We start from the raw sequence: 26091 nt of genomic DNA on the forward strand, positions 1-26091 counted from the left end.
GGGCACTCGCCGGTCACGCCTCCCCGCGGACCATCGCGAGCAGCCGGTCGAGGACCTTCTGGCCGCCGACCCGCAGCCCGTCATGCTCGAACTCGTTGGTGACCCAGGTGCGCAGCCCCCGGATCGCCCCGGCGGTGCGCAGCGAGTGTTCCGTGTCGACGTACATGTCGTCGTGGTAGACCGACGCGGCGGCCGGCACCTCGTTCGCCGCGAGCCGCGAGAGGTCGTACAGCCGCGGCCAGTCGGTGCGCGCGGCGAGCAGGTCGGCCGTCTCGCGCAGCGGACGGAGCGCCGGGTCGGTGTCGAACATCCAGCGCTGCACGGCCTCCCCGGTGAACCGCAGCGGTTCGTCGCCCGCCAGGGTCTTCTCCGCGTCGAACTCCGGGAACTCCGCGCGCACCCGCTCGGCCGCCCAGGCGGTGGGCCGCTCGCCCTGCCCGTAGATCGACTCGTGCAGGACGGCGAAGAGCGGGTTGCCCGCGTACGAGAGGACGGCCTGCACGTTCTCCTGGAACGCGTCGGAGAGCGCCATGCCCGACGGCGTACGCACGAAGGCGTCCTCGATGAGGTAGTGCAGACGGTGGCTGCCGTCGCCCATGCCGAGCAGGATGCCGAGGGACTGGAAGGCCTTGACCGTGAGCCGGTAGCCGCCGTTCAGGACGGGCTCGTGCTCGGCGAGGTACGCGGCGATGCGCCGGGCGCGCTCCACGTCCTGCGGGTAGCGGGCGTAGTGCGCGGCGGTCTTGCGTGCCATGCGCGGGTAGGCCGCGCGGTAGACGTCGTCGGCGTGGCCGTCGAGCGTGGGCAGGCCGCCGGTGATCAGCGCGGTCGAGAGGCCCTCCGGGGCCGCCGAGAGGTAGTGCGTGGCGCAGAACCCGCCGAAGCTCTGCCCGAGTACGGTCCAGGGGGCGCCGCCCGTCACCTCGGGGCGGATCGCCTCGCAGTCGCGGACGATGGAGTCGGCCCGGAAGTGCGCGAGGTAGTCGGCCTGTTCCCGGGGGCCGCCGCGCAGCGGGAGCGTCTGGCGGTTGGCGGGCGTGGAGCTGCCGGTGCCGCGCTGGTCGAGGAGGAGGACGCGGAAGTCCTCCAGGGCGCGGCCGAGCCAGGACTCCTTGCCGTTGAAACGGGCGGCCGCGAGTCCCGGTCCACCCGCGAGGTGGACGAGCCAGGGCAGGTCGTCGCCGCCGCGGGTCGTCGGGACGACCTCCCGGGCGAAGATTTCGATCCGCTCCCCCGCCGGATCATCGTGGTCCAGCGGCACGTCGAAGCGGCGGTCGGTGAGGACGACTCCAGGCTGTCGGTAGCTGACGGTCACAACTGCTCCTGAGCGAGGTGGGCCGGGTGACGGCGGCCGGCGGCGCGGCGACGTCACGGGTGTACGGAACTGCCGCCCCAGTCCAGCACACCCGCCGCGGCGCCGGACCGCCGGGCGGCACCTCCCTCGCGGCGGCCCGTCAGCGAGGCGCCAGGCTGGATCGTCGTACGACCAGCTCGGGCATGAGCACCACGCGCCGGTGCTCGTGTCCGTCCTCGCCGTGCGGCCGGGGCTCGGACTCCGTCTCCTCCATGAGCAGTTCCGCCGCCATCGCCCCCATGGTCACGGCGGGCTGGCGCACGGAGGTGAGCGGTACGACGGCGGCCGCCGCGAACTCGATGTCGTCGTAGCCGACGATCGCCACGTCCTCGGGAACGCGCACCCCGGCCGCGTACATCGCCTGGAGCACCCCGAGCGCGAGCAGGTCGTTGGCGCAGAAGACGGCCGTGGGCCGGTCCGCGAGGCCCAGGATGCGGGCCCCGGCGTCGCGGCCCGCGGCCACGTCGAGCCGCTCGGTGGGCAGCTCGCGCAGCGCGGAGGCGTCCAGGCCCGCCTCGGCGAGCGCCTGGAGCGCCCCCACGCGGCGGTCCTTGACCTGGTTGAGCCCGGGCGGGCCGCTCACGTAGGCGATGCTGCGGTGCCCCGCGTCCACCAGGTGGCGGGCGGCGAGCGCGCCGCCCATCACGTCGTCGACGGAGACCGAGCACTCCGTGGCGCCCTGCGCGACCCGGTCGACGAGGACGAACGGGATGCCGTGCCTGCGGAAGGCGGCGATGTTCCGTCCGGTGGCGTCGGCGGGGGTGAGCAGGACGCCGCGCACCCGCTGCTCGGCGAAGAGCGCGAGGTACTCGGCCTCTTCGGAGGGGCTCTGTCCGCTGTTGCACACCATGACGCGCAGCCCGGCGTCGTGCGCGGCCCGCTCCGCGCCGCGCGCGACGTCCACGAAGAACGGGTTGCCCATGTCGAGGACGAGCAGCGCCATGATGCGGCTGCGCCCCGCACGGAGCTGCCGGGCCGACTCGCTGCGTACGTAGCCGAGCCGGTCGATGACCGCGCGCACCCGAAGGCGGGTCTCCTCGGAGACCATGTCGGGGCGGTTGATCACGTTCGACACCGTGCCCACCGACACTCCGGCGTGCTTCGCCACGTCTTTGATGCCGACCATGCGTTCCAGGTGCTCCATCCTGCTGTGCGGCCGTCCCCGACCGTACGGACCAGCCCAGCCTACTGAGGCCTCAGACCCCGTACCGGCCCCATGTCCAGTACCGGCCTCAGAACCTGTACTGGTCGATGTTCTTCTCGTCGAAGACGGTCGGCTCCCCCAGGTCGACCACGCCGTCGGCGCCGATCGTGAAGGTCCCCAGGTCGCCCGCCGTGAACGTCTCGCCCTTCTTGCCGGTGATCTGCCCGGAGGAGAGCGCGACGGCGGTGTGCGCCGCGAGCGCGCCGAGCTTGGCGGGGTCCCAGAGCTCGAAGCCCTTGACGGTGCCGTTCTTCACGTACTGGCGCATGTCGTTGGGGGTGCCGAGGCCGGTGAGCAGGACCTTGCCCTTGTACTTGGAGCCGGACAAGTACTGGGCGGCCGCCTTGATGCCGACGGTGGTCGGCGAGATGATCCCGGCGAGCCTCGGATGCTCCTGGAGGAGACCCTGGGTCTGCTGGAAGGACTGCTGGGCGTCGTCGTTGCCGTAGGCCGTCTTCACCAGCTTCATGTTCTTGTACTTGGGTTTCTTCAGCTCGTCCTTCATGTGGCCGATCCAGGTGTTCTGGTTCGTCGCGGTCTGGGCGGCGGAGAGGATCGCGATCTCGCCCTTGTAGCCGAGCTGTTCGCCCATGAGCTCGACCTGCGTGCGGCCGAGTGCCTCGGCGCTCGCCTGGGAGACGAAGACGTGCCGGCAGGCCGGCTTGGTGTCGGAGTCGTAGGTGACCACCTTGACGCCGTTCTTCATGGCCTGCTTGAGCGCGGTGCACAGGGCCCCGGGGTCCTGCGCGGAGACGGCCATGGCGTCGACCTGCTGCTGGGTGAGCGTGTTGACGTAGCTCACCTGGCCGCTGGTGTCGGTGGCGCTGTTGGGGCCCGTCTCCTTGTAGGTCGAGCCGAGTTCCTTCAGGGCCTTCTCACCGCCCTTGTCGGCGACCGTGAAGTAGGGGTTGTTGACCTGCTTGGGCAGGAAGCCGACGGTGAGGCCCTTCTTCGTCTCCGCGTCCGGGTCGGCCTTGGCGTTCGACGCCTTGGCCGAGTCGTCGTCCTTGGCGGAGTCCTTGGTGGTGCCCCCGCAGGCCGTGGCGGTGAGGGCGAGGGAGGTGACCGCGGCGAGAGCGGCGCAGGCGCGGCGCAGGGCCACCCCCGCGGGCGTGCGGGAGCTGGGCAGGCGAGAGAACATCGTCGGTCCCTTCCGGAAAGTCGTACGGTGCTTCTTCGGAGAGTCGTACGGTGCTTCGTGGTGTCAGGGGGAGGGCGACGTCAGCTGCTTGGTGACGTCGGGAGAGGCCGCCGCCGTTCGGCGGCCCGCGCGCGCGGTGGCCACTTGCCGTGCCACGCGCGGCCCGAGGACCGACACCACGAGGAGCACACCCGTGACGACGATCTGGGACTGCGCGGAGACGTTGAGGAGACTCATGGCGTTCTGGAGCGCGCCGAGCAGGAAGACCCCGGCGACGGCTCCGCCGAGGGTGCCCTTGCCGCCGTCGAAGTCGATGCCGCCGAGCAGCACCGCGGCGACGACGGAGAGTTCCAGTCCTGTGGCGTTGTCGTAGCGGGCGCTCGCGTAGTGCAGCGCCCAGAAGACGCCCGTGAGCGAGGCCATGAGGCCCGTGAGGACGAACAGCCACAGCTTGTGCCGCTTGACGCGTACCCCGGTGAACCGCGCGGCCTCCTCGTTCGCGCCGATCGCGAACAGGGCGCGCCCGAAGGGCATGGCGTGCAGCACGACGACGGCGACGGCGAGCAGCACCAGGAACGGCAGGAAGGCGTACGGGACGAAGGTGTCACCGATCCGTCCGGCCGCGAAGTCGAGGTACTGGGAGGGAAAGTCGGTGACGGCGTCCGACCCCAGGATGATCTGGGCGATGCCCCTGTAGGCGGCCATCGTGCCGATGGTGACGGCGAGCGAGGGCAGCCCGAGCCGGGTCACCAGGAGGCCGTTGACGAGCCCGCAGACCACGCCGAGCAGCAGGCAGAGCGGAATGATCGTCTCGATGGCGAGCCCCGCGTTCCACAGGGCGCCCATCACCGCTCCGGAGAGCCCCGCGGTGGAGGCCACCGACAGGTCGATCTCGCCGGAGACCACGAGGAGTGTCATCGGCAGCGCGATCAGCGCGATGGGCAGTGTGTTGCCGATGAGGAAGGAGAGGTTGAGCGCGTTCCCGAAACCGTCGACAAAGGAGAACGACATCAGGAGAAGCACGACAAGGAGGGCGCCGACGACCGTGTCCCAGCGGACGGCGCGCGTGAGCGGGGAGTCAGCCATGGCGGGCGCTCCTTCTGTTCGATGCGGCCCTCTTCCTCAGCGCCTCGGCGACGCGCAGGGCGACGATCCGGTCGACGGCGATGGCGAGGACGAGCAGTACGCCGTTGATGGCGAGCACCCACACGGAGCTGACGCCGAGCGCGGGCAGCACACTGTTGATGGACGTCAGCAGGAGCGCGCCGAGCGCCGCTCCGTAGACGCTGCCCGAGCCGCCGGTGAAGACCACGCCGCCGACCACGACGGCGCTGACGACGGTGAGTTCATAGCCGCTGCCGGTCGCGGAGTCGACGTTGCCGAAGCGGGCGAGGTACAGGGCGCCGGCGAGTCCGGCGAGCGCCCCGCACACGGTGTACGCGATGAGGATCCGCTTGCGTACGGAGATGCCGGCGAGCCGTGCGGCCTCCGGGCTCGACCCGAGCGCGTACAGCTCGCGGCCGCCGCGGAAGTGCCGCAGGTAGTACGCGACGGTGACCAGGACGGCGAGCGCGATCAGGGCGAGCCAGGGAACCGCTGAGATGCCCCCGGAGCCGAAGTCGACGAAACCGCCGGACAGATCGGACGCGGTGATCTGCCGCGAGCCGACCCAGATGGAGTCGATGCCGCGGATGACGTACAGCGTGCCGAGGGTCACGACGAGCGCCGGTACCTGGCCCAGGCTGACGAGGGCGCCGTTGAGGAGCCCGCAGCCGATGCCGAGCGCCACGGCGAGGACGATGGCGGTGACGGCGCCGCCCCCGCCCTGGAGGTGGTCGCCCGCGGCGAAGGCGCTGATGCCGAGTGTGGAGCCGACGGACAGGTCGACGTTGCGGGTGATGACGACCAGGGCCTGTCCGGTGGCGACGAGGACGAGGATGGTCGCGTTCAGGAGCAGGTCCTTGATGCCCTGCTCGGAGAGGAACTCGCTGTTGCCCGCCTGGGTGAGGACGATCATCACCAGGAGGACCAGGAGTATGGCGAGCTCCCGCACCTTGAAGACCCGGTCGACGAGCCGGCCGGCGCCGGCCTTCCCCGGGCCGACAGCGGGCGCGGGGCTCCGCGTGGCCGCACTCACACGAGCCTCCCGGCTGCCTCGCCGGTGACGGACGTCCGCCGCCCCGTCCTGGGGCGGTACTTCGGGCACACACCCGAGGCCCGGGAAGCCAGATGCCCGGCGGGGGCCCGGGAAGCCAGATGCCCGACCGAGGCTCGGGAAGCATGGCGCCCGACCGAGGCTCGGGAAGCCCGGTGCACGCCCGAGGTCCGGCAAGCCCGGTGCACGCCCGAGGCTCGGCAAGCCCGGTGCCCGGCAGGGGCTCGGCAAGCCCGGTGCCCGGCAGGGGCGCGGGAAACCGGGTGCCCGCCCGCGTCCATGGTGCGTCGCCCTGTCATGCCGCCCTCCCCGTGGCCGCCGCCATCACCGATTCCTCCGTGGCGTCGTCCCGCGCGATCTCCGCGGTGAGCCGCCCCTCGTGCATGACGAGCACCCGGTCGGCCATGCCGAGGATCTCCGGCAGGTCGGAGGAGATCATCAGCACCGCGACGCCGTCCGCGGCGAGCGCGGAGAGCAACCGGTGCACCTCGGCCTTGGTGCCGACGTCGATGCCGCGGGTCGGCTCGTCGACGATCAGTACGCGTGGGCCGGTGGCCAGCCACTTGGCCAGGACGACCTTCTGCTGGTTGCCACCGGAGAGCGTCCCCACGGCGTCGGCGACGCGCGCGTACTTGACCTGGAGTCTGAGCGCCCAGTCCAGGGAACGGCTGCGCTCGGCCCCACGGTCCATCAGCCCCGCGCGGACCGTCGTACGCAGCCCCGTGAGACCGATGTTGCGCTCGATGGACATGTCCATCACCAGGCCCTGGGCGCGCCGGTCCTCGGGTACGAGCGCGAGACCGGCCGCCATGGCGGTGCTCGGGGCGCCGTTGGTCAGTGCCTTGCCCTGGACCTCGACGGTTCCCGCGTCCCACCGGTCGACGCCGAACACCGCGCGGGCGACCTCGCTGCGCCCCGCCCCGACGAGGCCGGCGAGCCCGACGATCTCCCCGCACCTGACGTCGAACGACACGTCGGTGAAGACCCCTTCGCGGGTCAGCCGCCGCACGCTGAGCGCGACGTCACCGGCCTCGGTGTCCTGCTTGGGGTAGAGCTCGCCGAGGTCGCGGCCGACCATGCGGCGCACCAAGTCGTCCTCGGTGAGGCCCGCAAGGGGCTCGCTCGCGACGAGGGTGCCGTCCCGCAAGGTCGTGACGCGCTGGCAGAGCTCGAAGATCTCCTCGATGCGGTGGGAGATGAAGAGCACTGCGGCGCCCTGTTCCCGCAGGGTGCGCACGACGCCGAAGAGGCGGGCCACCTCACTGCCGGTGAGCGCGGCGGTCGGCTCGTCCATGATGAGCACGCGGGCGTCGAAGGAGAGCGCCTTGGCGATCTCCACGATCTGCTGGTCGGCGATGGAGAGGCCGCGCGCCGGCTGCTCGGGGGCGAGGTCCACGGCGAGGCGCGCGAAGAGCGCCCCGGCCGCCGCGTCGACCGCCTTGTGGTCGACGCGGCCGAATGAGCGGCGCGGCTGGCGCCCCATGAAGATGTTCTCGGCGACGGACAGGTCGGGGAAGAGCGTCGGCTCCTGGTAGATGACGGCGATCCCCGCGTCGCGGGCGTCGGCGGGTCCGTGCAGGACGACCGGTTCACCGTCGAGGAGCAGCACTCCGGCGTCGGGCCGGTGCACGCCGGCGAGCGTCTTGATGAGGGTGGACTTCCCGGCACCGTTCTCGCCCGCGAGGGCGTGCGCCTCTCCGGCGTGCAGTTGCAGGGAGACGTCCTGGAGGGCGCGTACGGCGCCGAAGGACTTGCTCAGGCCGTGCGCGGCCAGGACGGGGGGCTCTCTCATGGATAGCACCGATCGGTGACGTCCGCCCCTGACTGCGCGAAGGAGGCGGGAAGGGAGGCAAGGAGATGTGAATGGATTCAACGAAGTTCCACGGAAGCTAGACCCGTGCCGACTTCACCGTCAATGGGTGAGACCCGGGAATCGTGACTTCCGTACGGGACCGCCGCACAGGCACCGCAGAACGGCGCCAAGTACGCGAGATCCCTTGACAGCCACGAGACCGGCTCCCTAACTTCGGCCCCTGTGAAACGATTCATCCCCGAGTCGTTACGGAGTTCCGTTGTGATCAGCAGAAGACGACTGCTCGGCACCACCGCCACGGCCGCCATCGGCACGGCCGTCGCAGGAACCGCCCCCGCCGCCGCGGCCACGCCCGGCAAGGCCCCCGTCCCGCCGCTGCGCGTGACCGCCCCCACCGTCGAGTACGTCCGGCATCCGCTCGGTCTCGACACCCCGCGTCCGAGGCTGAGTTGGCCCCTGGCCTCCGACGCGCGGGGCACGGCCCAGAGCGCCTACCGCATCCGGGTCGCCACCGCCCCTGGTCGCCTCGACCGCCCCGACGTGTGGGACAGCGGCAAGGTCACCTCCACCGACTCCGTCCTGGTCCCCTACGGCGGCCCCGAACTGAAGTCACGCACCCGGTACTTCTGGTCGGTCCGCGTCTGGGACGCCTCCGGCCGCCCCTCCGCGTGGAGCGAGCCGTCCTGGTGGGAGACCGGCCTCACCTCGGACTCCGACTGGTCGGCGCGGTGGATCGGCGCCCCGGCCGCGCTCGTGGACGCCCCCGCCCTCGACAAGGCTTCCTGGATCTGGTTCCCGGAGGGTGACCCCGCCACCGGCGCACCGGCCGCCACCCGCTGGTTCCGCCACCGCTTCGACGTTCCCGACGGCGTGACACGGGCGCGCCTGGTCCTCACCGCCGACAACGGCTTCACGGCGTACGTGAACGGCACGCGCGTGGCCCACGCCGAGGCCGACGACAAAGCCGACAACTGGCGGCGCCCCATCGTCGTCGACGTGACCGACCAGCTCCGCCCCGGCGCCGCGGCCATCGCCGTCTCCGCGACCAACGCCACCGAAGGGCCCGCGGGCCTCCTCGGCCTCCTCGAACTGACCACCGGGGGCGGCGAACGCGTCCTCGTCACCGACGCCAAGTGGAAGGCCGCCGACAAGGAGCCTTCCGGCGACTGGCGGGCCACCGGTTACGACGACGGTTCCTGGCCCGCTGCCAAGCTCCTCGCCGCGTGGGGCGCGGGCCCCTGGGGCAAGGTCGTGCCCAGCCACTCCCCCGCCGCGCAGCTCCGCCACGAGTTCCGGCTGCGGAACCGCAAGGTGGCTCGGGCCCGGCTGTACTCGTCCGCACTCGGCCTCTACGAGGCGTTCCTCAACGGCGAGCGGGTCGGCGATGACCGCCTCGCACCCGGCTGGACGGACTACGACAAGCGCGTCCAGTACCAGACGTACGACGTGACGGAGCTGGTCTCGTCCGGGGCCAACGCGCTGGGCGTGACGCTCGCGACCGGCTGGTACGCGGGCAACGTCGGCTGGTTCGGCCCCCACCAGTACGGCGAGCGCCCCGCCTTCCTCGGCCAACTGGAGGTCACCTACACCGACGGCTCGACCGAGCGCGTCCTCTCCGGCACCACGTGGCGCGCCGCTCTCGGCCCGGTCACCCAGGCGGACCTCATGTCGGGCGAGGAGTACGACGCCCGGCGGGAGACCGAGGGCTGGACGCGTGCCGGCTTCGACGACTCCACGTGGCTCGCCGCCGACGCCGTGGAGAAGGTGTCCGCCGCGCTCGTCGCCGCGGTGGACGGGCCCACGCGCGTGGAGCACGACATACCCGCCGAGAGGATGACCGAGCCGAAGCCCGGCGTCTTCGTCTACGACCTCGGCCAGAACATGGTCGGCGTGGTGCGCCTGACGGTCTCCGGCAAGGCGGGCACGACGATCAGGCTGCGACACGCGGAGGTCCTCAATCCGGACGGCACGCTCTACACCGCCAACCTCCGTACGGCCCGCGCCACCGACACCTACACCCTCAAGGGCGGCGGCGAGGAGACGTACGAACCGCGCTTCACCTTCCACGGCTTCCGCTACGTAGAGGTCACCGGCCACCCCGGGAAGCCGCCGCTGGACGCCGTCCTCGGGCGTGTGATCCACACGTCGGCCCCGTTCACCATGGACTTCAAGACCGACGTCCCGATGCTCGACCAGTTGCACAGCAACATCACGTGGGGGCTGCGCGGCAACTTCGTGTCCATCCCCACTGACACCCCCGCGCGCGACGAGCGGCTCGGCTGGACCGGCGACATCAACGTCTTCGCCCCGACCGCCGCCTACACCATGGAATCCGCCCGCTTCCTCACGAAGTGGCTCGACGACCTGCGCGACAGCCAGTCGGACGACGGGGCGTTCACCGACGTCGCGCCGTACATCGGCCCCGTCGGCAAGGGCGTCGCCGGCTGGGGCGACGCGGGAGTCACCGTCCCCTGGGCGCTGTACGAGGCCTACGGAGACACCCGCGTACTGGAGCAGGCCTGGTCGTCGATGCTGAAGTGGCTCGACTACCTGGAGAAGCACAGCAGCGGCTACCTCCGCCCGGCGGAGGGTTACGGCGACTGGCTCAACATCCAGGACGAGACCCCCAAGGACGTCATCGGCACGGCCTGCTTCGCGCACAGCGCCGCCCTGGTGGCGAAGACCGCGGAGGCGCTGGGCAAGGACGCGGCACCGTACACCTCGCTGTTCCGCGGCGTGCGCGACGCGTTCCGCGCGGCCTACGTCACGGACGGCGGCCGGGTGAAGGGCGACACGCAGACCGCGTACGTCCTCGCCCTGTCCATGGACCTGCTCGCCGAGGGTGACCGGAAGCCGGCCGCCGACCGCCTGGTCGAACTCATCAGGTCCAAGGACTGGCACCTGTCGACCGGCTTCCTCGGCACTCCCCGCCTGCTGCCGGTGCTCACCGGGACCGGCCACAACGACGTCGCCTACCGGCTCCTCGTCCAGCGCTCCTTCCCGAGCTGGGGCTACCAGATCGACCGGGGCGCGACCACCATGTGGGAGCGCTGGGACTCCATCAAGCCGGACGGCAGCTTCCAGGACGCCGGCATGAACTCCTTCAACCACTACGCGTACGGCTCCGTGGGCGAGTGGATGTACGCGAACATCGCGGGCATCGCCCCCGCCGAACCGGGCTTCAAGAAGGTGCGCGTCCGGCCGCGGCCCGGCGGCGGCGTCACCAGGGCGCAGGGGCGTTTCGACTCGGTGCGCGGGCCCATCACCACACGCTGGCAGGCAGGCTCCGACGGGTTCAGCCTCACGCTCACCCTGCCCGCCCACACCACGGCCGAGGTGTGGATACCGGCCGAGAAGGCCTCCCAGGTGCGGCACGGCGCGGCCGAGTTCCTGCGGATGGCCGACGGCTGCGCCGTCTTCGCCGCGGCCTCGGGCACCCACCACTTCTCCAACTGACCGACCTGTACGAACATTTCTGAAGGGCTGCGTGATGACCGCCGGAACCAGCAAGGACGCCGTGAAAGCGGCACTCAGCACCCAGGCACTGGAGACACCCTCCTGGGCGTACGGCAACTCCGGCACGCGTTTCAAGGTCTTCGCGCAGCCCGGCGTCCCCAGGACGACACGCGAGAAGCTGGACGACGCCGCCCGCGTCCACGCGCACACGGGCATCGCGCCGACCGTCGCCCTGCACATCCCCTGGGACCGCGTCGACGACTACGGCACGCTCACCGCGTACGCACAGGAGCGCGGCCTGCGCCTCGGCGCCATCAACTCCAACGTCTTCCAGGACGACGACTACCGGCTCGGTTCGGTCACCAACCCCGATCCCGCCATCCGCCGCAAGGCCGTCGGACACCTCCTGGAGTGCGTCGACATCATGGACGCGACCGGCTCGAAGGACCTCAAGCTCTGGTTCTCGGACGGCACCAACTACCCCGGCCAGGACGACCTGCGCAGCCGGCAGGACCGCCTGGAGGAGGCGCTGCGCACGGTCTACGACCGGCTCGGCGACGACCAGCGGATGCTCCTGGAGTACAAGCTCTTCGAGCCGGCCTTCTACGCCACCGACGTCCCCGACTGGGGGACGGCGTACGCGCACTGCCTCAAACTCGGCCCCAAGGCACAGGTGGTCGTCGACACCGGCCACCACGCGCCGGGCACGAACATCGAGTTCATCGTGGCGACGCTGCTGCGGGAGGGCAGGCTCGGCGGCTTCGACTTCAACTCCCGCTTCTACGCCGACGACGACCTGATGGTCGGCGCGGCCGACCCCTTCCAGCTCTTCCGGATCATGTACGAGGTGGTGCGCGGCGGCGGCCTCGCGGCGGGCACCCCGGGCGCGCCGGGGGTCGCCTTCATGCTCGACCAGTGCCACAACATCGAGGCGAAGATCCCCGCGATCATCCGCTCGGTCATGAACGTGCAGGAGGCCACGGCGAAGGCGCTGCTGGTGGACTCCGAGGCGCTGGCCGGGGCGCAGCGCACGGGCGACGTGCTCGCGGCGAACGGCGCGCTGATGGATGCGTTCAGCACGGATGTGCGTCCCCTACTGGCGGAAGTCAGGGAGGAGTTGGGGATCGACCCCGATCCGCTCAGGGCCTACGAGCGTTCAGGATGGCAGGAGTTGATCGTCGAGGAGCGGGTCGGCGGCGAGCAGGCGGGATGGGGGGCATGAACGACATGGACAGGGACGGCGTGGACGGCCACCGTATGGGCGGGGACGGCATGGGCGGCGGGGACGGCATGGGCGGCGGGGACGGCATGGGCGGCGGGGACGGCATGGCGGGGCGGCGGCAGGGGCACGACCCCGTGGCCGAGCTGCTGGACCGTGCCCACGCACTGGGCGCCGACCCGCGCAACACCAACTACGCGGGCGGGAACGCCTCCGCGAAGGGCACCGCGCCCGACCCCGTGACCGGCGACGACATCGGCCTCATGTGGGTCAAGGGCTCCGGCGGCGACCTCGGCACGCTCAAGGAGTCGGGCCTCGCGGTGCTGCGCCTCGACCGACTGCGCGCGCTGAAGAAGGTGTATGCGGGCGTGGCGCGCGAGGACGAGATGGTCGCGGCCTTCGACTACTGCCTGCACGGCAAGGGCGGTGCCGCGCCGTCCATCGACACCGCGATGCACGGCCTGGTCGACGCGGCGCACGTCGACCACCTCCACCCCGACTCCGGGATCGCGCTGGCGTGCGCGTCCGACGGCGAGAAGCTGACCGCCGAGTGCTTCGGCGACACGGTGGCGTGGGTGCCGTGGCGCCGCCCCGGCTTCCAGCTCGGCCTGGACATCGCGGCCGTGCGCGCGGAGCACCCGCGGGCGATCGGCTGTGTACTGGGCGGGCACGGCATCACCGCCTGGGGGGAGACCTCCGAGGAGTGCGCCAGGAACTCCCTGCACATGATCCGCACGGCGGAGCGGTTCCTCGCGGAGCGCGGCAGGACGGAGCCGTTCGGCGGGGAGCTCGACGGGTTCGGGCCGCTCCCCGCTCCGGAACGCCGCGCGCGGGCGGCGGCGCTGGCTCCCGTCATCCGGGGCCTCGCCTCGCGGGACCACCCGCAGGTCGGCCACTTCACCGACACGGAGGCGGTCCTCGACTTCCTCGCCAGGGCCGGGCATCCGCGCCTGGCTGCCCTCGGCACCTCCTGCCCGGACCACTTCCTGCGCACGAAGGTCCGACCGCTGCTCCTCGACCTGCCGCCGACCGCTCCGCTGGACGAGACGATCGCCCGCCTCGGGGAGCTGCATGCCGCGTACCGCGAGGAGTACGCGGCGTACTACGCCCGGCACGCCGAGCCGGACTCCCCCGCGATGCGCGGCGCGGACCCGGCGGTCGTGCTGGTCCCCGGGGTGGGCATGTTCACCTTCGGCAAGGACAAGCAGACGGCGCGCGTGGCCGGCGAGTTCTACGTCAACGCGATCAATGTCATGCGAGGCGCGGAGGCCGTGTCGTCGTACGCGCCGATCGAGGAGTCCGAGAAGTTCCGCATCGAGTACTGGGAGCTGGAGGAGGCCAAGCTGCGGCGGATGCCCACGCCGAAGCCGCTGGCGACACGGGTGGCTCTCGTGACGGGTGCGGGCAGCGGTATCGGCAGGGCCATCGCGCACCGGCTGGCCGCCGAGGGCGCCTGCGTGGTCGTCGCGGATCTGAACGCGGCGGGCGCGGCGGCCGTGGCCGAGGAACTGGGCGGTCCCGACAAGGCGGTCGCCGTCACCGTGGACGTGACGAGCGAGGAGCAGATCTCCGAGGCGTTCGAGGCCGCGGCCCTGGCCTTCGGCGGCGTGGACCTGGTCGTCAACAACGCGGGCATCTCCCTGTCCAAGCCCCTCCTGGAGACCACGGCCCGCGACTGGGACGTCCAGCACGCCGTCATGGCGCGCGGCTCGTTCCTGGTCTCCCGCGAGGCGGCCCGGGTGATGCGGGCGCAGGGGATGGGCGGCGACATCATCTACATCGCGTCGAAGAACGCCGTCTTCGCCGGCCCGAACAACATCGCCTACTCCGCGACCAAGGCAGACCAGGCCCACCAGGTGCGGTTGCTCGCGGCGGAACTGGGTGAGGACGCCATTCGCGTCAACGGCGTCAACCCGGACGGCGTGGTCCGCGGCTCGGGCATCTTCGCCGGCGGCTGGGGAGCGAAGCGCGCGGCGGTCTACGGCGTCCCCGAGGAGAAGCTGGGCGAGTTCTACGCCCAGCGGACCCTGCTCAAGCGGGAGGTCCTGCCGGAGCACGTGGCCAACGCGGTGTTCGCCCTGACGGGCGGGGACCTGTCGCACACGACGGGGTTGCACATACCGGTGGACGCGGGGGTGGCGGGAGCGTTCCTGCGGTGACGGGCGGGGGCGTTCCTCCGGTGATGGGCGGGGGCGTTCCTCCGGTGAGCGGGCGAGGACGTTCCTCCCGTGATGGGCGGGGGCGTTCCTCCGGTGAGCGGGCGCGGGGTGCTTCTGCGGTGACGGGCGAGGGGCGCTTCTGCGGTGACGGCGAGGGGCGCCCGGAGCGCGGGGCACTGCCCGGCGGCCCGGCGGCCTCTCCCGACAGCCGACAGCCGACAGCCGACAGCGGCCCGTACCCCTTCACGTTCACGCCGACAGCACCGCCCGCCCCGCACCCGGCCGGCTCGTCCCCGTTCACTCCGCACCCCTCACCCCTCACCCCGCACCCCGCACTCCGCACTCCGCACTCCGCACTCCGAGAGAGCCACCTCATGTCCCTCACCCGCCGTTCCTCCACCCCCCGTTTCGCCGCGGTCGATCTGGGCGCGTCCAGTGGGCGCGTCATGGTGGGCCGGGTCGGTCACGACAGCCTTGAGCTGGAGGAGTTCCACCGGTTTCCCAACAGGCCCGTGCGGATCGGAGGCACCCTGCACTGGGACATCCTCGCGCTGTACGCGGGCGTGCTGGACGGGCTGCGGGCGGCCGGTCCTGTGGCCTCCGTGGGCGTGGACAGCTGGGCCGTGGACTACGCACTGCTCGACGCCGACGGCGCACTCCTCGGCAACCCGGTGCACTACCGCGACCGCCGCACCGAAGGCATCGCCGAGCAGGTGTGGGAGCGCATGCCGGCCGCCGAGCTGTACGCCGCGACGGGGCTTCAGTACGCACCCTTCAACACCCTGTACCAGCTCATCGCCGCCCGGCGGGCACAACAACTCGGGTCGGCCGAACGGCTGTTGCTCATTCCGGATCTGCTCACGTACTGGCTGACCGGTGACCTCGGCACCGAGCTGACGAACGCTTCGACCACCCAGCTCATCGACCCCCGCACCAGGCTCTGGTCGCGGGAGGTGGCCGACCGGCTCGGCATCGACCTCGCCCTGTTCCCGCCGCTGCGGCGGCCCGGGGAGCCCGCGGGTGAACTGCTCCCCCATGTCCTGGAGGAGACCGGCCTCACGGGCCCCGTCCCCGTGACCGCGGTGGCCTCGCACGACACCGCGTCCGCCGTGGCGGCGGTGCCCGCGGCGGACGGCACGGCCTTCGCGTACCTCTGCACCGGCACCTGGTCCCTCGCCGGGCTCGAACTGGACGCCCCCGTCCTCACGGAGGAGAGCCGCGAGGCCAACTTCACCAATGAGCTGGGGACCGACGGGACGGTCCGCTATCTGCGCAACATCATGGGTCTCTGGCTCCTCCAGGAGTGCCTGCGCGCCTGGCGGAACCCCGACCTCACGGCCCTGCTCGCCGCGGCCGCCGAGGCCGAGCCGCTGCGTTCGGTCGTGGACGCCGGCGCGCCCGGGTTCCTCGCGCCCGGCCGGATGCCGGACCGCATAGCGCAGGCGTGCCGCGCGTCGGGGCAGCCGGTGCCCGCCGGGCCCGCGGAGACGACCCGCTGCGTCCTCGACTCCCTCGCGCTCGCCCACCGCAAGGCCCTGGTGGACGCCGAGCGTCTGACCGGGCGCCGCATAGAGGTCGTCCACCTGGTCGGCGGCGGTGCCCGCAACGCCCTGCTGTGCCAGCTGACGGCGGACGCCTGCGGGCTGCCCGTCCTCGCGGGCCCGGCGGAAGCGGCCGCGCTGGGCAACGTCCTCGTACAGGCGCGTGCGCACGGCGTTCTCGCCGACCGTGCCGAGGCGCGGGCCCTGGTGGCGAGGGCCCAGCCGCCCACGCGCCATGAACCGCGGGGCGACACCGCCGCGTGGGCGGCGGCACAGCAGCGGCTCGGCGCGCGATGAGCGGCGCCGGTACCGGTGGCCGTCCATGCCTCCCGCAACGCATCGTGCCCACGTACGCTGCACCCATCCGATGATCGACGAGGAGGAACCAGCGATGCGTGTCGCCCTGTTCCTGACGTGTGTCAACGACACGCTCTATCCGGATACGGGCCGAGCGGTGGTGAAACTGCTGACCAGACTGGGCGTTGACGTCGACTTCCCGACGGCGCAGACCTGCTGCGGGCAGGCGCACTACAACACCGGTTACCGCCACCAGGCGGAGCCGCTCGCCCGGCACTTCTCCGATGTATTCGGGGGCGACACCTACGACGCGATCGTGACGCCGTCCGGGTCCTGCGGGGCGATGGTGCGTGAGCTGTATCCACGCATGGGCGAGCGGGCGCGGGCCGAGGGCCGCGGCGACGGCCTCGCGCGGACGCTGGCGCCGGTGGTCCCCAAGACGTATGAGCTGACCGAGTTCCTGGTGGACGTCCTCGGGGTCACGGACGTCGGCGCGTACTACCCGCACAAGGTCACCTACCACCCCACCTGCCACGGCCTGCGCGCCCTCGGCCTCGGCGAGCGGCCCACGCGGCTGCTGCGGGCGGTCAAGGGGCTCGAACTGGTGGAGCTGCCCGGCGCCGATGAGTGCTGCGGCTTCGGCGGCACCTTCGCCGTGAAGAACGCCGACGTCTCGGCGGCCATGGGCGCCGACAAGGTCCGGCACGCCGAGTCGACCGGAGCCGACGTCCTCTGCGCGGCGGACAACTCCTGCCTGATGCACATCGGCGGCACGATGACCCGGCTGCGCACGGCCGTACGCCCCGTTCACCTCGCGGAGATCCTGGCGAGCACGGAAGAGGAGCCCCTGTCATGAGCGGCGGCACATTCGTCGGCATGCCCGCGTTCCCGCCGTTTCCGCGGGCCGCGCACGAGGCGGTGCGGAACACGACGCTGCGGGCCAACCTCCGGCACGCCACCCACACCATCCGCGACAAACGGGCCAAGGCCGTCGCCGAGCTGGACGACTGGGCGGAGCTGCGTGAGGCGGGCAAGCGCATCAAGGACGAGACGCTGCGCCACCTCGACCGGTATCTCGTCCAGTTGGAGGAGTCGGTCGTCCGGGCCGGCGGCACCGTGCACTGGGCGGCCGACGCCGCGGAGGCGAACCGCATCGTCGCAGGACTCGTCAAGGCGACCGGCGAGACGGAGGTCGTCAAGGTCAAGTCGATGGCCACGCAGGAGATCGGGCTCAACGAAGCGCTGGAGGCCGAGGGCATCCACGCCTACGAGACCGACCTCGCCGAGCTGATCGTGCAGCTCGGCAAGGACCGGCCCTCGCACATCCTCGTCCCCGCCATCCATCGCAACCGCGGCGAGATCCGCGACATCTTCCGCGCCGAGATGGGTGCGTGGGGGCGCCCGGCCCCCGAGGGGCTCACCGACACCCCCGCCGAGCTCGCCGAGGCGGCGCGGCTGCACCTGCGCGAGAAGTTCCTCCGGGCGAAGGTGGGCATCTCCGGGGCGAACTTCATGGTCGCGGAGACCGGCACCCTGGTGGTCGTGGAGTCGGAGGGCAACGGCCGCATGTGCCTCACCCTGCCCGAGACGCTGATCTCCGTGGTGGGCATCGAGAAGGTGGTTCCGACCTGGCGTGACCTGGAGGTGTTCCTCCAGACCCTGCCCCGCTCCTCGACGGCCGAGCGGATGAACCCGTACACGTCCATGTGGACGGGCACCTTCCGGGACGACGGGCCCAGCGCCTTCCATCTGGTCCTGCTCGACAACGGACGCACCGACACCCTCGCCGACGAGGTGGGCCGCCAGGCCCTGCGCTGCATCCGCTGCTCGGCGTGTCTCAACGTCTGCCCGGTGTATGAGCGGGCGGGCGGGCACGCGTACGGCTCGGTGTATCCGGGACCGATCGGCGCGATCCTCAGCCCGCAGCTCCGGGGCACGCAGAGCGAGATCGACGCCTCCCTGCCGTACGCCTCCTCCCTCTGCGGCGCGTGCTACGAGGTGTGTCCGGTGGCCATCGACATCCCCGAGGTCCTCGTGCACCTGCGCGAGCGGGTGGTGCAGGGCGGCGAGGTCACGCGGCGGGGCACGAAGGTGACGCTGAAGCCCGCCAAGGGGCACGCGGCGGAGCGGGCGGCGATGCGCGCGGCCGGGTTCGCCTTCGCCCGTCCCGGAGCGCTGCGCATGGGCCAGCGTCTGGCCTCGCGCACCCGGCGGTTCCATCCGCGCACGCTTCCCGGACCCGGCCGGGCGTGGAGCGCGACCCGGGATCTGCCGAAGGTCCCGGCGGAACCGTTCCGTGACTGGTGGGAGCGTACGCGGGGCGGCACCACGGAGGGGAGCGGGAAGTGAGCAGCAGGGACGTGATTCTGGGCCGGGTGCGTCGGGCGCTCGCGGACGTGCCGAGCGTGCCGGACGCGGCGGACGGACCGGACGGGCCGGGCGGCGACGGCACCGCGTACGAGGCGGCGGTGGACCGCGGATACGCGCGCGAGCACGGCGAGCGTAGCGTCGACGAGACCGTCGACCTGCTCGCGGAGAACCTGGCGGACTATCGGGCGATCGTGCACCGGTGCACGGACGAGGAGCTTCCGGAGCTCCTGACGCGTCTGCTCGCGGCGCGGGGCGCGGGGACCGTCCTGGTGCCGCCGGGGCTGCCCCCGCACTGGCTGGAGTCCGTCGACGCGACACGCGTGCGGGACCGCGCGGCCGGCACCCCGGATGAACTGGACCGGGTGGACAGCGTCGTCACCGGCTGCGCGGTCGCCGTCGCGGAGACCGGCACGCTGGTCCTCGACGGTTCGGCGGACCAGGGCCGCCGCCGCGTCACGCTCGTGCCGGACCATCACATCTGTGTCGTACGGGTGCCGGACCAGGTCGTGTCGTCCGTACCAGTGGCGCTCGGGCGGCTCGATCCGGTGCGGCCGCTGACCTGGATCTCGGGGCCCTCCGCGACCAGCGACATCGAGTTGGACCGGGTCGAGGGAGTGCACGGGCCGCGCACCCTGGAGGTGGTGTTGATGAGCGGTGGATGACCGGCGCGGCTAGCGTGTGGGCATGATCCGGTTCGAGCAGGTGACCAAGCGCTACCCGGACGGTACGACGGCCGTGGACGACCTCTCCTTCGAGGTGGACCGGGGCGAACTGGTCACGCTCGTCGGCCCCTCCGGCTGCGGCAAGACCACGACCATGATGATGGTCAACCGGCTCATCGAGCCCACGTCGGGCAGCATCTTCCTGGACGGCGAGAACATCGCCGATGTGGACCCGGTGCGTCTGCGCCGCCGGATCGGTTACGTCATCCAGCAGGTCGGGCTCTTCCCGCACCGCACGGTCCTGGACAACACGGCGACCGTGCCCGCGCTCATCGGCTGGAAGAAGGCCAGGGCGAGGGCCCGGGCGGCGGAGTTGCTCGACCTGGTGGGACTGGACCCGACGACGTTCGGGTCCCGCTATCCCGAGCAGCTCTCCGGTGGCCAGCGCCAGCGGGTCGGTGTCGCCCGCGCGCTGGCCGCCGACCCGCCGGTACTCCTGATGGACGAGCCGTTCGGGGCGGTGGATCCGGTGGTGCGCGAGCAGTTGCAGGACGAGTTCCTGCGGATGCAGTCGGCGGTGCGCAAGACGGTTCTGCTGGTCACGCACGACATCGAGGAGGCGGTTCGCCTCGGCGACCGCATCGCCGTGTACGGGCAGGGCCGCATCGAGCAGTTCGACACGCCGGGGGCGGTGCTCGGGGCGCCCGCTACGCCGTATGTCGCCGAGTTCGTCGGCGCCGACCGGGGTCTGAAGCGGCTCTCGGTGACGGAGATCCAGTCGGACGACCTGGAGCAGCCGCCGATCGCCCGCCTTGACGAGCCCGCGGCGCAGGCCGCGGCCCGGCTGCGCCAGGAGGAGGCGCGCTGGGCCGTCGTCCTGGACGCGGGCGGCGATCTGCACGGCTGGGTCGGTGTCGACGAGGTCGCACTCGCCGGCTCCGACGGCACGGTCGGCGACCTCGCCCACCGCATGAACTCCTGGGTACCGGTGGGTGCCCCGCTCAAGCAGGCCTTCGGCGTCATGCTGCAACACGACGCCGGCTGGGTCGCGGTGCTCGACGGGGCGCGTTTCCTGGGCGTCCTGACCCCGGCGAAGCTGCACGAGGCGCTGCGGCGGTCGGTCGACGCGGACGCGCGGGGGCTGGCGCGGGCCCAGGTGCGGTTCGACTCGGTCGCCGACGCGTGAGCGCTCCGCTGGGTGGGCGGTTCGCGCCCCTGGCGGGGCGCTTCCCCGGCGCTGTGGCTACAGGAGGTTCTTGTTCCGTAGGTACGTTCTCGCTACGTCCTGCGGCAGGCGGCGCCAACTGTCGACCTGTTCGTTCATGGAGGCCAGGTCCTGTGTCGTCAGGACCGGGGCCAGGCGGTCGAGTGCCTTGGTGACGCCCTTGCTGCCCGCCCGGGAGCGGTTGACGACGGGGACCAGGTAGTCGGCGTTCTGGAGGTGCTTGTCGTCCTCCAGGAGCACCAGGCCGAAGTCGTCGAGGGTCGCGTCCGTCGAGGTGGTGAGGACCATCTGGTCCTGCCCGCTCTGGACCGCCTTCTTGGCCTGGGTCGTGCCGACGCCCTTCGGGTCCACCCCGGTGAGATCGATGCCGTAGACCTTGCGCAGACCCGGCGCGCAGTAGGGCCGCCGCACGCACTCGTCGCCCGCGGCGAGCCGTACCTTCAGGCCGGATCTGCCCAGGTCGGTCAGGGTTTTCAGGCGGTGCTCCCGGGCGTACGGGGCGGCGACGGCGAAGGCGTTCTGGTCGACCGCCTTGCCGGGGTCGAGGACGGTGAGGCCGCGCGGTGCCGCGAGGCGGCGCAGGGCCTTGATCGTCGTCTGCACGTCGGGCGAGCCCACGGGCTCCGCGTCGGCGCCGTTCTCCTTGGCGTTCAGCCAGTCAGCGAAGGTCGCAGCGTACTCGGGGACGACGTCGATCTGCCCGGATTCCAGCGCGGGCTCGTACAGCTCGCGGTTGGCCACGGAGAGGATCTTGGTGCCGTAGCCGGCCTTGTTCAGGAGCAGCGCGTACATCTGGGCGAGCAGGTCGGACTCCGTGAAGCCCGCGGAACCGACCGTGAGGTTCTTGCTGTCGCCGGGCGGCCCGGTGACCTCGCCCCGGTTCTCCAGGGACGGCCCGGACGCGCAGCCCGCGAGAAGGGCGAGCGAGGCCGCCGTCGCCGCCGCGGCGCGGCCCCTCATCCGGCCCTCCTCCGCGTCCACCCGGGCGCGAGCCGCTCGGCGGCCTCGAAGATCCCCTCGACCATCAGCGCGAACCCGGCCACGAGCACGGCACCCGCCACGACCTGCGGAGTGCTCGCCAGGTTGAACCCCGCCGTGATGATCCGGCCCAGCCCTCCGCCGCCCGCGAGCGCGGCGATGGTGGCGGTGGCGACGAGCTGGACGGCGGCGATGCGGACCCCGCTGAGCACCAGCGGCAGCGCGAGCGGGAGCTCGACCCGCCACAGCATCTGCCGCCCGGTCATGCCCATGCCCCGCGCCGCCTGGACCACGCCGCGGTCGACGCCGCGCATGCCGACGTAGGCGTTGGTGAGCAGCGGCGGCACGGCGAACAGCACGAGGGCGACGACGGTCGGGCCATCGCCCCAGGTGCCGAGCGGGGTCAGGAGGAGCAGGACGAGTACGGCGAAGGTGGGCACGGCGCGCCCGACGTTGGAGATGTTCACGGCGAGTGCGCCGCCCCTGCCGAGGTGGCCGAGGACGAGCGCGACGGGCAGGGCGATCAGACAGCTGACCAGCAGGCAGACGACGGTCAGGACGAGATGTTCGCTGAGCCGGTGCCAGATGCCGTCTTCGCCGGACCAGTGCGCCGGGTCGCCGAGCCAGTCCCAGGCGTCACCGAGCGCCTTCACGTCCGCACCGCCCTGGTCCATGGCGTCAGGACCCGCTGTACGCCGAGAAGCAGCAGGTCGGCGGCGACGGCGATGACCACGCAGAGCACGGAGGCGGTGAGCACCTGGGCCTTGAAGTAGGTGTTCATGCCCGAGTAGATGAGGTTGCCGAGTCCGCCGAAGCCGACGATCGCGCCGACGGTGACGAGGGAGACGGCGGAGACCATGGCGATGCGGAGCCCGGCCATCGCGGCGGGCAGCGCCAGCGGCAGTTCGACGGTGAGCAGGAGCCGGATCGGCCCGTACCCCATGCCGCGCGCGGCCTGCCGGGTCTCCTCGGGGACGGAGCGCAGACCGGCGAGGATGTTCCGCACGAGCAGGGTGAGGGAGTACAGGACGAGGCCCGCGACGACGAGCGGCGCGGAGAGCCCGTACACCGGGAGCAGCAGCGAGAACATCGCGAGCGAGGGGATCGTGTAGAGGACCGTGGTGAGCGCGAGGACCGGGCCCGCGGCCCAGCCCCAGCGGCGGGCGAGGACGGCGAGGGGCACGGCGACGACGAGGGCGATCAGCACGGAGACGGAGGTGAGCTGAAGATGCTGCACGACCGCGTCGCCGAGGATCTGGCGGCGGGTGCTCAGGTACTCACCGCAGATCCATTCGTTGCGCGCGAGGCAGTCGTCGGGGGGCCCGGTCACCCGACCATTCAAGGCCGGGGCCGCGGGTGTCGGCGCGTTGGAGTGACCCGTACGAGCACGAGCGGACCTTGATGACGTGTGCGGGCCGCGGCCCGTGATGACGTACGCGCGATGCGGCCCGTGATGACGTTACGTGGGACGCGGTCCCTGATGACGCGGGCGTCAGCCCTCCGCGCGGAGGCCCATCACCAGGCTCCCCGGGGCCCGGACATCCGCGTCGGCGTTCGTGTAGTAGTCGAGGACGGCCCGCTGCCACTCCTCCACGGTGATCCGCCCGTCCCCGTCACGGTCCAAGGCTTCGAATGCCTCGCTGGCCATGGCCGTGGACATGCCGGACGCGACCTGCGCGCGGATGAAGTCGTCGAGAGCCACCGTGCCGGTGCCTTCGGTGTCGGCGAGCTGGATGTGCGCCTCCACGGACGGGGCGACGAGGTCGGCGATGGCGCCGACCTGTACCGCTTCCTCCAGCGTCTGGACGTAGACGTCCTCCGTCAGCTCGCCGTCCTCGTCGACACCGGCGAGCTCGGCCAGCCGCTGCCAGTACGCCTCGGCTCCCGCAAGGACCGCGGCGGCCCGTGGGGAGCCGAGTGGCTCGTCCATCCCGTCGATCAGCCGTTCGGCACGCAGGAAGATGTCGGACCGGTCGACGACGCCGTTCGCGTCGGCATCCTCCACGTGGAATCGGTGGATGTACTTGGCTCGCAGCCCGGTGTCCCGCATCAGGCGTCAGCTCCCCTTCAACGACGTCAGTGGCGTTCACCGTAATGTGCCCGCCCCGCCACGGGGCCGGGCGACGCGGGCTCCCCCGGGTGAACCCGCCGGCTCGGCGCACCCGCACCCGAATGGACGACGACCACCCGCCGGTCAGGAGTGCGCGGGGCGAGCCGGAGACTCTTCGAGCAGCACCCGGCAGCGGGTCAGGAAGCCCGCGAGCGTCAGGCCGAAGGCGCGGTCCGCCCGGGCGGGCCCCGCGGCCGCCTGGGCCAGGGCCAGTCGCGGAGCCTCAGCCTCCTCCCCGATCACCCACATGTCCTCGGGCGCCGACATGTCCAGGGCCGAGCCGAGGACGATGTTGTCCAGGCCGGTGATGATCGGCAGGACGGTCTCCGGCGCGAATCCCGTGTCCAGCAGCAGGCCGGCCACCCGCTCGTACTGCTCGATGACCCGTGTCGCCCGTACCGGCGAGGTCATCAGCATGGGGATCGCCCGGGGGTGGGCCGCGAACGCGGCGCGGTAGGAGCCGGCCCACGCCTCCAGGGCCACGTCCCAGGGGCGTTGGTCGAGGACGCCGGCGTCGAGCCCGTCGGCCACCCGATCGCGCAGCAGCTCGATCACCCCCGCCCGGCCGTCCACATGGTGGTACACCGACGCCGTCTGCACGCCGAGCCGCCTCGCGACCTCGGGGAGGGTGAAGTCACCTGTCTCGTCGACGAGTTCGAGAGCCGTACGGCCGATGCGCGTCCGGTCGAGCAGAGCCTTCCGCGGGCGGCCCATGTGCACTCTCCTCATCTGGGGTCTTCCCGAATCGTACGGCTGCCCTCTACATTGCCTGATGACGTTACCTAAACCGTATCGGTTTAGGTTAATGGGCGGCCCGCCACATGCCCGTACGCCAAAGGTTCCTGGCCGTCGTCCCTCCCTCTCCTCCGTCGAAGAAGGGCCGAGCTTCATGGCTGTTGAGTCCGCGTCCCGCGAGGGGGCGCCGAAGGGCGCTGAGCCGCGACCTCCGAGTCCGGTCGGGGGCGACGACTCCCCGGGCCTTCGCCGGGGCAGTCTCGGCGTCGCCGACATCGCGTTCTTCGTCATCTCCGCCGCCGCGCCGCTGACCGTCATGGCCGGTGTGGCACCCCTGGCCCTCGGCACCGGCGGCATCGGCGCCCCGGTCGGCTACCTCCTGGCCGGGATCACCCTCGCCCTTTTCGCGGTCGGCTTCACCGCGATGACCCGGCACGTCCGCAGCAGTGGAGGCTTCTACGCCTTCATCACCCTCGGGCTGGGCCGCCCCGCCGGGTTCGGCGCCGCGACGCTCGCCCTGCTCGCGTACAACGGCATGCAGATCGGCGTGTACGGGCTGCTCGCCACCGGCACCCAGGACGCGCTCGACGCGCTGTGGGGCGTCCATGTGCCCTGGCCGGCCATCGCGCTCGCGGGCGTCTTCGTGATCTGGTTCCTCGGCTACCGCAGCATCGAGTTCGGCGCGAAGGTGCTCGGGGTCCTGCTGGTCGCGGAGACCGGCATCCTCGTACTGCTCGCCGGCGGAGTGCTCCTCGACGGCGGGGCCGAGGGGCTCGCCGTCGACTCCTTCACGCCCGGCAACGTCCTGGTGCCCGGCACCGGCGCGGTGCTCGCCTTCGCGTTCGCCGCCTTCACCGGCTTCGAGTCCACCGCCATCTACCGCCGCGAGGCACGCGACCCGGAGCGCACCATCCCGCGGGCCACCTACATCGCCGTCGGCTTCCTCGGCCTCTTCTACGCGTTCAGCGTCTGGATCGTCATCCAGGCCTACGGCAGCTCACACATCATGCGGGCCGTCACCACCGACCCGATGGGTCTCTTCTTCACCGCGACGACGCGGTATGTCGGCGGCTGGGCCGCCGACCTCATGCACGTCTTCATCGTCACCAGCATCATCGCCTCGCAACTGGCCTTCCACAACGCGATCAACCGCTACGGCTTCTCGCTCGCCCGGGAGGGCGTCCTGCCCAAGGCGCTCGGCAGGGTCCACCCCAAGCACCGTTCGCCGTACGTGGCGGGCATCGCGCAGAGCGTCCTCGCGCTGGTCTGCGTCACGGGCTTCGCCGTGGCCGGCGCCGACCCGTACCGGCAGCTCCTGCTGTGGATGAACACCCCGGGCGGCATCGGCCTGGTGGCCCTCCAGGCGCTCACGGCCGTCGCCGTGCTCCGCTACTTCCGGCACATCCGGCACGAGGAGGGCCGCTGGCGCACCGTGATCGCGCCGCTGGCCGCCGCCGCCCTGATGGCCGGCGCGATGTGGCTGATCATCAGCAAGATCGGCCTGATGACCGGAGCGTCGTTCACCACCAACACCGTGCTTGTGCTGATGGTGCCCGTCGCCTTCGCCGTCGGTCTCCTGACCGCACTGCGCATGCGCCGCAGCCGACCCGAGGTGTACGCGAACTTCGCGCAGGAGCGGGCCGGTTGACCCCGCCCCACCCCGGCACGTTCA

20 protein-coding genes are annotated in these 26091 nt (G+C 71.8%); 9 read left to right on the forward strand and 11 right to left on the reverse strand.

Annotated features, from left to right (window positions below; translation table 11 throughout):
- Positions 1-13 precede the first annotated feature (13 nt).
- The 6 genes from ACRAKF_RS05475 to ACRAKF_RS05500 all read right to left on the reverse strand — a co-directional run bounded on the left by ACRAKF_RS05475 (position 14) and on the right by ACRAKF_RS05500 (position 7646).
- On the reverse strand, positions 14-1315 hold the full coding sequence (locus tag ACRAKF_RS05475; protein WP_447035705.1) for an alpha/beta fold hydrolase: 1302 nt from the start codon (positions 1313-1315) through the stop codon (positions 14-16).
- Between the two features lie 139 nt (positions 1316-1454).
- On the reverse strand, positions 1455-2489 hold the full coding sequence (locus ACRAKF_RS05480; RefSeq protein ID WP_447041826.1) for a LacI family DNA-binding transcriptional regulator: 1035 nt from the start codon (positions 2487-2489) through the stop codon (positions 1455-1457).
- Positions 2490-2586: 97 nt separating this feature from the next.
- A complete protein-coding gene (gene rhaS / locus ACRAKF_RS05485) occupies positions 2587-3699 on the reverse strand; it encodes a rhamnose ABC transporter substrate-binding protein (RefSeq protein ID WP_447035706.1) in 1113 nt (370 codons plus the stop codon).
- Positions 3700-3762: 63 nt separating this feature from the next.
- Positions 3763-4785, reverse strand: a complete 1023-nt coding sequence (locus tag ACRAKF_RS05490) for an ABC transporter permease (protein ID WP_447035708.1) — start codon at positions 4783-4785, stop codon at positions 3763-3765.
- The gene (locus ACRAKF_RS05495) at positions 4778-5836 is read right to left on the reverse strand and encodes an ABC transporter permease (RefSeq protein ID WP_447035710.1); all 1059 of its coding nucleotides are present in this window, start codon (positions 5834-5836) and stop codon (positions 4778-4780) included. Before ACRAKF_RS05495 ends, ACRAKF_RS05490 begins: the two co-directional genes overlap by 8 nt.
- Positions 5837-6149: 313 nt before the next feature.
- Complete coding sequence (locus ACRAKF_RS05500; RefSeq protein WP_447035712.1) at positions 6150-7646, reverse strand: sugar ABC transporter ATP-binding protein; 1497 nt, start codon at positions 7644-7646, stop codon at positions 6150-6152.
- Positions 7647-7928: 282 nt separating this feature from the next.
- On the opposite strand from ACRAKF_RS05500, the gene ACRAKF_RS05505 reads away from it, so the two are divergent.
- From ACRAKF_RS05505 to ACRAKF_RS05540, 8 genes are all read left to right on the forward strand, one after another.
- Entirely contained in the window at positions 7929-11123 is a 3195-nt protein-coding gene (locus tag ACRAKF_RS05505) for an alpha-L-rhamnosidase (RefSeq protein WP_447035713.1), read from the forward strand.
- A gap of 34 nt (positions 11124-11157) precedes the next feature.
- A complete protein-coding gene (gene rhaI, locus ACRAKF_RS05510) occupies positions 11158-12345 on the forward strand; it encodes an L-rhamnose isomerase (RefSeq protein ID WP_447035714.1) in 1188 nt (395 codons plus the stop codon).
- A gap of 104 nt (positions 12346-12449) precedes the next feature.
- Entirely contained in the window at positions 12450-14501 is a 2052-nt protein-coding gene (locus tag ACRAKF_RS05515) for a bifunctional aldolase/short-chain dehydrogenase (protein ID WP_447041827.1), read from the forward strand.
- Between the two features lie 374 nt (positions 14502-14875).
- Positions 14876-16339, forward strand: a complete 1464-nt coding sequence (locus ACRAKF_RS05520; RefSeq protein WP_447035715.1) for a rhamnulokinase — start codon at positions 14876-14878, stop codon at positions 16337-16339.
- 94 nt (positions 16340-16433) lie between these two features.
- Positions 16434-17195, forward strand: coding sequence for a (Fe-S)-binding protein (locus ACRAKF_RS05525; RefSeq protein WP_447035716.1), 762 nt, complete (start codon positions 16434-16436; stop codon positions 17193-17195).
- Positions 17192-18688 carry a LutB/LldF family L-lactate oxidation iron-sulfur protein gene (locus tag ACRAKF_RS05530; RefSeq protein WP_447035717.1) on the forward strand — a complete coding sequence of 499 codons (1497 nt, stop codon included), beginning with the start codon at positions 17192-17194 and terminating at the stop codon, positions 18686-18688. The genes ACRAKF_RS05525 and ACRAKF_RS05530 overlap by 4 nt, the downstream gene beginning before the upstream one ends.
- Positions 18685-19371 carry a LutC/YkgG family protein gene (locus ACRAKF_RS05535; protein WP_447035718.1) on the forward strand — a complete coding sequence of 229 codons (687 nt, stop codon included), beginning with the start codon at positions 18685-18687 and terminating at the stop codon, positions 19369-19371. The genes ACRAKF_RS05530 and ACRAKF_RS05535 overlap by 4 nt, the downstream gene beginning before the upstream one ends.
- A 22-nt stretch (positions 19372-19393) precedes the next feature.
- Positions 19394-20557, forward strand: a complete 1164-nt coding sequence (locus tag ACRAKF_RS05540; RefSeq protein WP_447035719.1) for an ABC transporter ATP-binding protein — start codon at positions 19394-19396, stop codon at positions 20555-20557.
- Positions 20558-20614: 57 nt separating this feature from the next.
- Here the strand turns inward: ACRAKF_RS05540 and ACRAKF_RS05545 are convergent, their stop codons facing one another.
- From ACRAKF_RS05545 to ACRAKF_RS05565, 5 genes are all read right to left on the reverse strand, one after another.
- Entirely contained in the window at positions 20615-21556 is a 942-nt protein-coding gene (locus tag ACRAKF_RS05545) for an ABC transporter substrate-binding protein (RefSeq protein ID WP_447035721.1), read from the reverse strand.
- Complete coding sequence (locus ACRAKF_RS05550) at positions 21553-22248, reverse strand: ABC transporter permease (protein ID WP_447035722.1); 696 nt, start codon at positions 22246-22248, stop codon at positions 21553-21555. Before ACRAKF_RS05550 ends, ACRAKF_RS05545 begins: the two co-directional genes overlap by 4 nt.
- Complete coding sequence (locus tag ACRAKF_RS05555; protein WP_447035723.1) at positions 22224-22904, reverse strand: ABC transporter permease; 681 nt, start codon at positions 22902-22904, stop codon at positions 22224-22226. Before ACRAKF_RS05555 ends, ACRAKF_RS05550 begins: the two co-directional genes overlap by 25 nt.
- A gap of 162 nt (positions 22905-23066) precedes the next feature.
- Entirely contained in the window at positions 23067-23624 is a 558-nt protein-coding gene (locus ACRAKF_RS05560; protein ID WP_447035724.1) for an EF-hand domain-containing protein, read from the reverse strand.
- A 144-nt stretch (positions 23625-23768) separates the two neighbouring features.
- Entirely contained in the window at positions 23769-24398 is a 630-nt protein-coding gene (locus tag ACRAKF_RS05565; protein ID WP_447035725.1) for a TetR/AcrR family transcriptional regulator, read from the reverse strand.
- Between the two features lie 175 nt (positions 24399-24573).
- Between ACRAKF_RS05565 and ACRAKF_RS05570 the strand changes: the two genes are divergently transcribed.
- The gene (locus ACRAKF_RS05570; protein WP_447035726.1) at positions 24574-26067 is read left to right on the forward strand and encodes an APC family permease; all 1494 of its coding nucleotides are present in this window, start codon (positions 24574-24576) and stop codon (positions 26065-26067) included.
- Positions 26068-26091: the final 24 nt, after the last annotated feature.

Source organism: Streptomyces sp. DSM 118878 (genome assembly GCF_052936595.1).